The organism is Pseudomonas sp. PGPPP1, from assembly GCF_002255865.1.
Lineage (GTDB): Bacteria > Pseudomonadota > Gammaproteobacteria > Pseudomonadales > Pseudomonadaceae > Aquipseudomonas > Aquipseudomonas cremoris.
Genome location: NZ_NKIG01000037.1, coordinates 47681 through 57982, shown reverse-complemented (window position 1 = coordinate 57982; position 10302 = coordinate 47681). Strand labels below are relative to the sequence as shown.

Here is a 10302-nt window from a genome sequence, read left to right as displayed (position 1 = left end):
CCGCGGAGTCCGCATGCCCTAAAGCTCCAGGCAGCAGTCGTGTAACCGCATCTATCAGGACCATCGCCGGCAGCTCGCCGCCAGACAGGACATAGTCCCCAATCGACCACTCTTCATCGACATGAGCATCAATAAAACGCTCGTCAATGCCTTCATAGCGACCGGCAATCAGGATTAATGCTTCCTCATTCGCCATGTCGCGTACCGCAGCCTGTTTCAGCTGACGGCCTTGAGGGGACAGGTAAATTACCTTCGCCTTCTCCCCGGCGGCGGCCTTGGCCTGGGCCAATGCGTCTTCCAGGGGCTTGATCTTCATCACCATGCCTGGGCCACCGCCAAATGGGCGATCGTCCACAGTGTGATGTCGATCCGTCGTGTAGTCTCGCGGGTTCCAACAGGTGAGCTGTAAAAGCCCCTGTTTCACCGCCCGACTGGTGATGCCGTACTCGCTGATGGCGGAAAACATCTCGGGAAACAAACTGATCACTTCAATGCGCAAATTAGCCACGCTTAGAAGTCCGCGTCCCATTCCACCTTCATCTCGCCCGCTGCCAGGTCGACTGCCAACACACATTGCCCGGTATAGGGCAGCAAGCGTTCGCGATCATCCAGGCTGCCAGCGCAAGGCTTGACCACCATTACATCATTGGCGCCGGTTTCCAGAAGATGATCGATTTTCCCGAGCAATTGCCCGAGTTGATCAATAACCTTCAGACCTTCCAGCTGGTACCAGTAGTACTCGCCGTCGGTCAATTCAGGGAACAGGTTGCGCGGCACGCAGATCTCATAACCGGCCAGAAGACGAGCTTCTTCACGATCATCAAGACCCTTGAGCTTAGCGACCAGGAACTTGTCGCTCCCGCGTCCACTGACCAGCTCGACCTGTTTCACACTACCTTCGCGCTTGAGCGTCCAGGTTTTGTACTGCAACAGGTTTTCAGTCGGATCAGTAAAGGAATACACCTTCACTTCGCCGCGAACGCCATGAACAGAGTAAATCTTGCCGATAACGATCAAATCATCAGCAACAGCTGGCGTCGCGTTCATATTGCTCAGGCTGCGGCCTTAGCCGAGTCCTTCAACAGCTGAGCAACACGCTCAGATGGTTGTGCACCAACGCTCAGCCAGTAGGCTACGCGCTCTTGGTTCACGGACAGACGAACTTCTTGACCACGAGCGATCGGGTTGAAGAAGCCAACTTGTTCCTTGTGAGAGCCGTCACGTGGGTTGCGGCTGTCAGTTACGGTCAAGTGGTAAAACGGGCGCTTTTTGGAGCCGCCAAGGGCAAGACGGATTGTTAGCATGTGAACATCGTTCCTGTAGTCGGTGCTGCAAATCTAAATGCACAGCGGGCATAGGTGCCCGAAAGGCCGCATATTCTAAGGAATATCCGGACTTTTGCAAATGTCTTTTTCTGGCGCCTATCAGCGTGCCATTCAGATCTGCTATAGAGCCGTCGATTAAAACGGCGAGTCAGCCCCCGCCAACGGCGGGTTTGCTGGAGATCCCACATCCCTGTGGGTCGGAGCAAGAGCGGGCTCTTGCTCGAATTCTTTACATTTTCGGCATGCCGCCGCCGGGCAACATACCGCCCATGCCGCGCATCATCTTGGCCATACCGCCCTTGGCGGAGAATTTCTTCATCATCTTCTGCATCTGCTTGTGTTGCTTGATCAAGCGACCGATGTCCTGCACCTGGGTGCCGGAGCCCATGGCGATCCGACGCTTGCGCGAACCGCTGATCAGCTCAGGGTCGCGGCGCTCGGCCGGGGTCATGGAGTTGATGATGGCTTCCATCTGCTTGAACTGCTTCTCTGCCGCGCCCTGGGCATTGCCCATTTGCGCCAGGTTCACACCGCCGATGTTCGGCAGCTTGTCCATCAGGCCGCCAAGGCCGCCCATGTTCTTCATTTGCTGCAGCTGGTCGCGGAAGTCTTCGAGGTCGAAGCCCTTGCCCTTCTTCAGCTTCTTGGCCAGTTTGTCGGCCTTGTCCTTGTCGAGCGTGGCTTCGGCCTGTTCGATCAGGCTGAGCACGTCACCCATGCCGAGGATGCGCGAGGCGATACGCTCTGGGTGGAACGGTTCGAGCGCTTCGCTCTTCTCGCCCATACCAATGAACTTGATCGGTTTACCGGTGATGGCACGTACCGACAGCGCGGCACCGCCACGGGCGTCGCCGTCGACCTTGGTCAGGATCACGCCGGTCAGCGGCAGCGCGTCGCCGAAGGCCTTGGCGGTGTTGGCCGCATCCTGGCCGGTCATGGCGTCGACCACGAACAGCGTCTCGACCGGATTGATCGCGGCATGCAGCGCCTTGATCTCGCCCATCATCTCTTCGTCGATGTGCAGGCGACCGGCGGTATCGACGATAACCACGTCGATGAATTTCAGCTTCGCTTCTTTAATAGCAGCGTTGGCGATGTCGACCGGCTTCTGGCTCAGGTCGGACGGGAAGAAGGTCACGCCCACTTCACCCGCGAGCATTTCCAGCTGTTTGATAGCCGCCGGACGGTAGACGTCAGCCGACACCACCATCACGGACTTCTTCTTGCGCTCTTTAAGGAAGCGCGCCAGTTTGCCGGCGGTAGTGGTTTTACCAGCACCCTGCAGACCCGCCATCAGCACGACGGCTGGCGGTACGGCGCTGAGGTTCAGGTCTTCGTTGGCCGCGCCCATGAGGCTTTCGAGTTCGGCCTGGACGACCTTCACGAACGCCTGGCCCGGGGTCAGGCTGCGGGACACTTCAGTGCCCACTGCGCGCTCTTTGACCGAGTTGACGAAGTCCTTCACTACCGGCAAGGCCACGTCGGCTTCCAGCAAAGCCATGCGCACTTCGCGCAGGGTGTCTTTAATATTGTCCTCGGTCAGCTTGGCCTTGCCGGTTACGTGGCGCAGCGTCTGCGAGAGACGGTCAGTCAAGTTTTCAAACATGCGCGATCCTTTCAGGCCCTAATTCAGCGAAGTGCAGTGTTAGACCGAGGTAATGGCGGCCCAGGCTGTAGTAAATCGCTGTTAAAAACAGCGCTCGGCAAGCCTGCGGCGTGGGCAGGTCGCGGATTATAGCGAAGACTGCCGCCATGCACACCCGCTGTCTGGCTTGAGAGTCTTTCGTGTTACGCGGGGGTATGCCAAACTCAGCGCCTTTCGGGCTTGCCTAACAGGATTTATGCTCCCTTTGTCACCCAGTTTGCTACCCAGCCTCGCCGCCGCCATTTTGTACGCCGCTGCGACTCTCTATCAGGGCACTCGTCTGGCCCAAGGCACCAAGGCGGACAAACGCCTGCTGGTCGGCGTTGGTGTCCTTGCCCTGCTGGCTCACGCTGCCAGCCTGTTTACCCACTTGATGACGCCGGTCGGCCTGGGCCTGGATTTTTTCAGCGCCGCCAGCCTGATCGCCGCTGCCGTCATCGCCCTGACGCTGATTGCGTGCTATCGCATCCCGGTGGAGAACCTGCTGGTCCTGCTATTCCCCCTGGGGCTGCTGACGGTGTTGCTGGCGCAATTCGCGCCCACCGGCACAGTGCAGGTGATCGATGAAGAGCCGGGCATTCTCGCCCACATCCTGCTGTCGATCCTGGCCTACGGCATGTTCACCATCGCGGTGTTCCAGGCGCTCCTCCTGCTCTTGCAGGACCATCAGCTCAAGCACAAGCACCCGTCCGGGCTGATCAAGAACTTTCCGCCGCTGCAAACCATGGAAAGCCTGCTGTTCGGTTTCCTGTGGGCGGGCTGGACCCTGCTGTCGCTGTCGCTGATCTCCGGTTGGCTGTTTGTCGAAAACCTGTTCGCCCAGCACCTGGTGCACAAAACCCTGCTGGCGTGCCTGGCCTGGGTGGTGTTCAGCGTGCTGCTGTGGGGCCGTAACCGCCTCGGCTGGCGTGGGCACAAGGCGATCCGCTGGACCCTTGCGGGTTTCTGCCTGCTGATGCTGGCCTATTTCGGCAGCAAGCTGGTTCGCGAATACATCCTGCATATCTGACGGGCAGCTACCATGGACAACTTGCCCTTAGGGCCGATGCTCGCCGTGATTGCCTTGCTGGTGTTATGGGCCGCGCTGTTTACCGCCATCGAGGCTGCCCAGCAACACCTGCTGGCGCTGCGCCCGGGTACACGCCAGGGCGATAAAGCCGCCGCCCGCCTGAGTTTTCCACGCAACAGCCTGATCCTGTGCAACAGCCTGTGCCGTGCCGCCGTGGTGATCCTCTGCACCCTGCTGGCGATCTACGCCTGGGCGCAAAACGGCCCATGGCTGGGCTGGCTGATCTCCTGCGCGATCCTCCTGATACTGGCCGACTACCTGCCCCGCGCCCTCGCCGTTCGCCATCCGCAAGCGGTGCTTGGCTTTGGCAACACGCTGTTGGGCGTGCCGCTGAAAATCCTCTATCCCTTCGCCTGGCTGCTCAATGGCATCGCCTTGCTGCTGTTGCGCCCATTCGCGCGCAAGGCCGGCGTGGTCAAGAAAAGCGACGAACCGCTGCCCGATCACGATGATGACCCGGAGCCCGAAGCCGACGAAAGCCGCACACCCGGCATGCCGGGGATCCATGCGCTGGACAACATCACCGTCAATGACATCCTGGTGCCCCGCAGCGAAGTAGACGGCATCAACCTGGACGACTCGGTCGAAGAAATCATTGAACAGCTGCGCACCTCACAGCGTACGCGCCTGCCGGTGTTCCACAGCGACATCAACCAGGTAGAAGCGGTGCTCAACACCCGGCAGATCCAGCACCTGCTGCCGGACGCCAGCTTGACCAAAGAGGCGTTGCTCGCCGCTTGCCACGAACCCTACTTCGTCCCGGAAAGCACGCCCCTGCAGCTGCAATTGCTGAACTTCCACAAGCAACAGCGCCGTCTGGGCATGGTGGTGGATGAATACGGCGAAGTACTGGGCATCGTCACCCTGGAAGACATCCTCGAAGAAATCGTCGGCGAGTTCGAAAGCGAACAGAATGTCGACAACCCGCACATCGAACCCCAGCCGGATGGCCGCTACATCATCGACGGCGCCGCCTCGATCCGCGAATTGAACAAGAGCCTGGGCTGGCACCTGCCCAGCGATGGCCCCAAGACCCTCAACGGCTTGGTGACCGAAGCGCTGGAGACGATTCCCGACTGTGCGGTGTGCCTGAAGATTGGGCGCTATCGCCTGGAAATCCTCGAGACCGAGGACAATCGGGTGAGCAAGGTATTGATCTGGCACACCAGCCGGATGCCCGTCGCCGCATAACCATCTGATGCAACGCGATAGAAATGTGGGAGCGGGCTTGCTCGCGAATGCGGTGGATCAGCTAAAAACTTGCCATCTGACACACCGCTTTCGCGAGCAAGCCCGCTCCCACATTTGATTTGCGGTGCATCAGTCCCTCTTGTTGTATTTCAAAACCCCTTCCTATAATCCCTGCGGCTTACCAAAGCCCCGCCCGACCGCGTGCTACCCGCACTAAACGCGTCCGGGCACCGTTTTACCGTGTCTGACCGGTGTTCGCTCCCATCCCGAGCCACCCCGCGCACAACCCTGATCCATGGGTGTTCGACCAATAATAATCCGCGTCCAAACGCGCAATAGACCGTCAGGGATACCGCCATGAGCACCACCTATAACGAGGCGGCGACCGCTGCCCCGACCAACTCGACCGCACGGGTTGCCACCGCAAGCATCGTCGGCACCGCCATCGAGTTCTACGACTTCTACATCTACGCCACGGCCGCCGCACTGGTGATCGGCCCGGTGTTCTTTCCGCAGACGTCCGGCACCGCGCAGATGCTCGCGTCGTTCCTGACCTTCGGTATCGCCTTTATCGCTCGCCCACTGGGTTCAGCGCTGTTCGGCCACTTTGGCGACCGCATCGGGCGCAAATCCACGCTGGTGGCCTCGCTGCTGTTGATGGGCGTGTGCACCACGTTGATCGGCTTGCTGCCGGGCTATGACAGCATCGGGGCCTGGGCGCCGATCCTGCTGTGTGTGCTGCGTTTCGGCCAGGGCCTTGGCCTTGGCGGGGAATGGGGTGGCGCGGCGTTGCTGGCGACCGAAAATGCGCCGAAGGGCAAACGTGCCTGGTTCGGCATGTTCCCGCAATTGGGCCCGTCGATTGGTTTCCTGGCGGCCAACGGCTTGTTCCTGATCCTGGCCATGAGCTTGAGCGACGAGCAGTTCCGCAGCTGGGGCTGGCGCATTCCGTTCATCCTAAGCGCTGCGCTGGTGATGGTCGGCTTGTATGCGCGGCTCAAGCTTCATGAAACCCCAGTGTTTGCCAATGCCGTCGCAAAAGAAGCCCCGGTCAAAGTGCCGCTGGTGGAACTGTTCAGCCAACACTGGTTGCCGGTGCTGCTGGGCGCTGCATCGATGGTGGTGTGTTATGCGCTGTTCTACATCACCACCGCATTTTCCCTGAGCTACGGTGTTTCAACCCTGGGCTACAGCCGCGAAACCTTCCTCGGCCTGCTGTGCTTTGCGGTGTTGTTCATGGGCCTGGCGACGCCCTTGGCAGCCTTGGCCAGCGATCGCTTCGGGCGCAAGCCGGTGCTGATCGTTGGCGCGGTACTGGCGATCCTGTCGGGCTTCACCATGGAGCCCCTGCTGACCCACGGTTCGACCTGGGCCGTAGCGCTATTCCTGGCGCTGGAGCTGTTCCTGATGGGTGTGACCTTCGCCCCTATGGGCGCGATGCTGCCGGAATTGTTCCCGACCCGCGTGCGTTATACCGGCGCGTCGGCGGCGTATAACCTGGGCGGGATCGTTGGGGCCTCGGCGGCACCGTTCTTCGCGACCAAACTGGTGGCGATGGGCGGGCTGAGTTATGTCGGCGGGTACGTGTCGGCGGCAGCGTTGCTCAGCTTGATTGCTGTGCTGTGCCTGAAAGAGACACGGGATAATGATTTGAATCGCGTTGCCTGATGCACCGCTATCGCAGGCAAGCCAGCTCCCACATTTGAAGGGATTCACAATTCAAAGTGTGGGAGCTGGCTTGCCTGCGATGGGCTCGACGCGGTTACAGCTCTACTACAACAGCCTTGGAAGCACGGGTCGCTTTAGCCCGAGCCGCTTCAATCGACTCATCCCGCGCCAACGCCACACCCATCCGACGCTGACCATTCACTTCCGGCTTGCCAAACAGGCGCAGCGCCGTGTCCGGTTCGCTCAAGGCCGCACCCAGGTTGGCGAATGCGGTCTGGGTCGACTGCCCTTCCACCAGGATCACCGCCGACGCCGAAGGCCCGAACTGACGGATCAAAGGGATTGGCAGGCCAAGAATGGCGCGAGCATGCAGTGCAAACTGCGACAGGTCCTGGGAAATCAGGGTCACCAAGCCGGTGTCATGCGGGCGCGGCGAGACTTCGCTGAACCACACTTGATCGCCCTTGATGAACAACTCCACGCCAAACAAGCCACGGCCACCCAAGGCTTCAGTGACTGCCTTGGCGACACGCTCAGATTCCGCCAGCGCAATCGGGCTCATGGCTTGTGGCTGCCACGACTCCTGGTAATCGCCCTTCTCCTGGCGATGACCCACCGGCGCACAGAACGTGGTGCCACCAATGTGGCGCACGGTCAGCAGGGTGATTTCGTAGTCGAAGTCGATAAAGCCTTCGATGATCACGCGACCTTTACCGGCACGGCCGCCTTCTTGGGCGTACTCCCAGGCTTTCTGGACATCGTCAGCGCTGCGCAGCAGGCTCTGGCCCTTGCCCGACGAACTCATCACTGGCTTGACCACGCACGGGAAGCCCAGGTCTTGCACGGCCTTGCTGTAGTCTTCGAAGGTATCGGCGAAGTGGTACGGCGAGGTCGGCAGGTCCAGCTCTTCGGCAGCCAGACGGCGGATGCCTTCGCGGTTCATGGTCAGCGAGGTGGCACGCGCGGTCGGGATCACGGTGAAGCCTTCGGCTTCCAGCTCGACCAGGGTGGCGGTGGCGATGGCTTCGATTTCCGGCACGATGAAGTGCGGTTTCTCGGCTTCGATCACCGCACGCAGCGCGGCGCCGTCGAGCATGTTGATCACGTGGCTACGGTGCGCAACCTGCATGGCAGGGGCGTTGGCGTAGCGATCCACGGCAATCACTTCAACGCCCAGGCGTTGCAGTTCGATTACCACTTCCTTGCCCAGCTCACCGCAGCCACACAGCAAAACGCGGGTCGCGGTTGGCGACAATGGAGTTCCGATTCGGGTCATCTCAGGTCCTCAGGGGAGCGGATCGTTTGGAGAAAGGCCGGCATTTTACATGAACTGTAAAAATTGGCCTCAGTTGGCGACGGCCCGCCGGCGAATGCGCCAGGCCATGATCAGCCACACCGCCGTGACCCCGGCGAATTTCGACGCCAGCGCAGTGCCTACCACAGCCGGGGTAAGCGCGCCGATCAAGCCGAAAAAGATAAAGGTATCCAGGGGAATGCTCAGCGCCGAACTTATCCACAGGCGGTCGTGGAGTGGGCGCTTGGTGATGCTGAATACCAGCCAGTCGATGCATTCGGATACCGCGAATGCGGTAGCGCTGGCCAGGGCGATGGCCGGGTCGGACGTTACGTACGACAACACCAGCGCCGCGAGCATGGCAACGATTGCGCCGTGACCGAAACGGGTTTGCACCATGTCACGCAGGATGAACACCAGGCCACCCCAGGCGGACCAGATCACATCCAGGTGCGGGGCGGTGGAGAAGGCGAAGTTGATCAGCACGACGCTGCTGATGTAGGCGATCAGGAAGAACATGGGAAAGTGGACCTGTGGGTTATGCCGCACAGGGTACTTCACAATTGGAAATATGTCGTCTGGGAGGGCCCTATCGCAGGCAAGCCAGCTCCCACAGTTGACCGCGTTGTCTTGCCTGGCATCGAACAACGTGGGAGCTGGCTTGCCTGCGATGGCGATCTATCAGGCGCCCGATTTCCCAGGAATCATCCACACCAACCCACTCGCCTTCGCCCGCTCATGGCACAACCCCAGCACCACACGGCGTTCGGCGTTGTCCATCCGGCTCCAGCGCGTGATCTCATCCACGGTTCGCTGGCAGCCGGTACAGATATCGTCATCATCCAACGCGCAAATACTCACGCATGGCGATGCAACGGGGCGCTCAATCGGGTTCATTCTTCCTGCTCTGCCAAATCACGCGCATACCGCTGCGAGTTATGCACATAGTGCGCAGCGCTGGCTTCCAGCATACGTTTTTGCGCCTCGGTCAATTCACGCACCACCTTGCCCGGCGAGCCCATCACCAGCGAACCATCGGGGATTTCCTTGCCCTCGCCGATCAGCGAGTTGGCGCCAATGATGCAGTGCTTGCCGATTTTCGCGCCGTTGAGGATGACGGCGTTAATGCCGATAAGGCTGTAATCATCGACGGTGCAACCATGCAACATGGCGTTATGACCGATGGTCACGCCGGTGCCCAGGGTCAGCGGGTAGCCCATGTCGGTGTGCATCACGCTGCCGTCCTGCACGTTGCTGTTCTTGCCGATCAGGATCAGTTCGTTGTCGCCACGCAACACCGCGTTGAACCAGACGTTGGCACCCTCCTCCAACTTGACCTTGCCCACGAGCGTGGCATTGGGGGCTACCCAGCTGTGTGGGTGCGTCTCGACGCGGGCGTCGCCCAGGCGATATTTCATGGTTTTTCCTCACGGCGTTGCCATTCAAGCGATGGCTTAGATATTGATGAAGCTTTTCGGTGGCTGGTGCAGGCTGATCTGGGCGTCGTCATAGAGCAGGTTGATCAATTCGACAATCATGATCGCCGTCAGGCCCCAGATCTTGTATTCACCGAACCGATAACTGGGCACGTACCAACTGCGGCCCTGGTAATCGATTCTGTGGGTATGTTCGCGTGGGTCCTGTCGGAAGAAGTCCAGGGGCACGCTGAAAACGGCGGCAATCTCGGCATCGTTGGCCAGGTACTCGACGTAGTCGGGGATTACGCCAACATACGGCGTGACCCGAATGCCATGCAGGGAGATCAACGGGCTCAGCGGGCCGATGACTTCCACCAGGCCGGGAGGCAGGCCGATTTCTTCTTCGGCTTCGCGCAAAGCGGTAAAAATCAGGTCCGGGTCTTCGGGATCGCGGCGCCCGCCGGGAAAGGCCACTTCGCCTCCGTGGGTCGACAGGCCGCTGGCGCGCAGGGTCAGGATCAGCTCAGGTTCGTCACTGCGGGTGATCGGCACCAGCACCGCAGCCTCGGGAAAACGCCCGTCGGTCTCAAGCGTGTGGGGGGTGTGATTGCTTACCCGGCGAAGTAGCTCGTCCAGCATGAGTCATCTCGGTCTGTTGGCTACCTTGCATCATGCACCAAAGCGTGCGCACG

At 60.2% G+C, this 10302-nt stretch carries 12 protein-coding genes; 3 read left to right on the top strand and 9 right to left on the bottom strand.

Annotated features, from left to right (window positions below):
- The 4 genes from trmD to ffh all read right to left on the bottom strand — a co-directional run.
- A partial coding sequence (trmD, locus tag CFE47_RS27885; protein WP_286841960.1) for a tRNA (guanosine(37)-N1)-methyltransferase TrmD occupies positions 1-529 on the bottom strand: 529 nt, incomplete at its 3' end.
- Positions 511-1047: a ribosome maturation factor RimM gene (gene rimM / locus CFE47_RS27880; protein ID WP_056858695.1), complete on the bottom strand. Its 537-nt coding sequence runs from the start codon at positions 1045-1047 to the stop codon at positions 511-513. The genes rimM and trmD, both read right to left, overlap by 19 nt.
- Before the next feature lie 5 nt (positions 1048-1052).
- Entirely contained in the window at positions 1053-1304 is a 252-nt protein-coding gene (rpsP, locus tag CFE47_RS27875) for a 30S ribosomal protein S16 (protein ID WP_025854836.1), read from the bottom strand.
- Positions 1305-1554: 250 nt separating this feature from the next.
- A complete protein-coding gene (gene ffh, locus CFE47_RS27870) occupies positions 1555-2931 on the bottom strand; it encodes a signal recognition particle protein (protein WP_017736777.1) in 1377 nt (458 codons plus the stop codon).
- A 235-nt stretch (positions 2932-3166) separates the two neighbouring features.
- Here ffh and CFE47_RS27865 point away from each other — a divergent pair, with 235 nt between their 5' ends.
- From CFE47_RS27865 to CFE47_RS27855, 3 genes are all read left to right on the top strand, one after another.
- Entirely contained in the window at positions 3167-3979 is an 813-nt protein-coding gene (locus tag CFE47_RS27865; RefSeq protein WP_376750110.1) for a cytochrome C assembly family protein, read from the top strand.
- 12 nt (positions 3980-3991) lie between these two features.
- Positions 3992-5230, top strand: coding sequence for a transporter associated domain-containing protein (locus CFE47_RS27860; RefSeq protein ID WP_185708143.1), 1239 nt, complete (start codon positions 3992-3994; stop codon positions 5228-5230).
- Between the two features lie 357 nt (positions 5231-5587).
- A complete protein-coding gene (locus CFE47_RS27855) occupies positions 5588-6898 on the top strand; it encodes an MFS transporter (protein WP_286841957.1) in 1311 nt (436 codons plus the stop codon).
- A gap of 94 nt (positions 6899-6992) precedes the next feature.
- Here the strand turns inward: CFE47_RS27855 and purT are convergent, their stop codons facing one another.
- The 5 genes from purT to CFE47_RS27830 all read right to left on the bottom strand — a co-directional run bounded on the left by purT (position 6993) and on the right by CFE47_RS27830 (position 10249).
- Positions 6993-8174 carry a formate-dependent phosphoribosylglycinamide formyltransferase gene (gene purT / locus CFE47_RS27850; RefSeq protein ID WP_185708145.1) on the bottom strand — a complete coding sequence of 394 codons (1182 nt, stop codon included), beginning with the start codon at positions 8172-8174 and terminating at the stop codon, positions 6993-6995.
- A 69-nt stretch (positions 8175-8243) separates the two neighbouring features.
- Positions 8244-8711, bottom strand: a complete 468-nt coding sequence (locus tag CFE47_RS27845; RefSeq protein ID WP_286841954.1) for a preQ0 transporter — start codon at positions 8709-8711, stop codon at positions 8244-8246.
- A 162-nt stretch (positions 8712-8873) separates the two neighbouring features.
- Positions 8874-9089 (bottom strand): DUF1289 domain-containing protein, encoded by a 216-nt coding sequence (locus CFE47_RS27840; protein WP_178921668.1) that lies wholly within the window; start codon positions 9087-9089, stop codon positions 8874-8876.
- Positions 9086-9610, bottom strand: a complete 525-nt coding sequence (locus CFE47_RS27835) for a gamma carbonic anhydrase family protein (protein ID WP_185708148.1) — start codon at positions 9608-9610, stop codon at positions 9086-9088. The genes CFE47_RS27840 and CFE47_RS27835 overlap by 4 nt, the downstream gene beginning before the upstream one ends.
- A gap of 36 nt (positions 9611-9646) precedes the next feature.
- The gene (locus CFE47_RS27830) at positions 9647-10249 is read right to left on the bottom strand and encodes a CoA pyrophosphatase (RefSeq protein WP_033898592.1); all 603 of its coding nucleotides are present in this window, start codon (positions 10247-10249) and stop codon (positions 9647-9649) included.
- Positions 10250-10302 lie beyond the last annotated feature (53 nt).

Bases quoted from the DNA above. Each gene is read 5' to 3' on its own strand.
- CFE47_RS27840 (WP_178921668.1), bottom strand. From the start codon at position 9,089: ATGAACCCGATTGAGCGCCCCGTTGCATCGCCATGCGTGAGTATTTGC.
- CFE47_RS27865 (WP_376750110.1), top strand. From the start codon at position 3,167: ATGCTCCCTTTGTCACCCAGTTTGCTACCCAGCCTCGCCGCCGCCATT.
- ffh (WP_017736777.1), bottom strand. From the start codon at position 2,931: ATGTTTGAAAACTTGACTGACCGTCTCTCGCAGACGCTGCGCCACGTA.
- rimM (WP_056858695.1), bottom strand. From the start codon at position 1,047: ATGAACGCGACGCCAGCTGTTGCTGATGATTTGATCGTTATCGGCAAG.
- purT (WP_185708145.1), bottom strand. From the start codon at position 8,174: ATGACCCGAATCGGAACTCCATTGTCGCCAACCGCGACCCGCGTTTTG.
- CFE47_RS27845 (WP_286841954.1), bottom strand. From the start codon at position 8,711: ATGTTCTTCCTGATCGCCTACATCAGCAGCGTCGTGCTGATCAACTTC.
- CFE47_RS27855 (WP_286841957.1), top strand. From the start codon at position 5,588: ATGAGCACCACCTATAACGAGGCGGCGACCGCTGCCCCGACCAACTCG.
- CFE47_RS27835 (WP_185708148.1), bottom strand. From the start codon at position 9,610: ATGAAATATCGCCTGGGCGACGCCCGCGTCGAGACGCACCCACACAGC.
- CFE47_RS27860 (WP_185708143.1), top strand. From the start codon at position 3,992: ATGGACAACTTGCCCTTAGGGCCGATGCTCGCCGTGATTGCCTTGCTG.
- CFE47_RS27830 (WP_033898592.1), bottom strand. From the start codon at position 10,249: ATGCTGGACGAGCTACTTCGCCGGGTAAGCAATCACACCCCCCACACG.
- rpsP (WP_025854836.1), bottom strand. From the start codon at position 1,304: ATGCTAACAATCCGTCTTGCCCTTGGCGGCTCCAAAAAGCGCCCGTTT.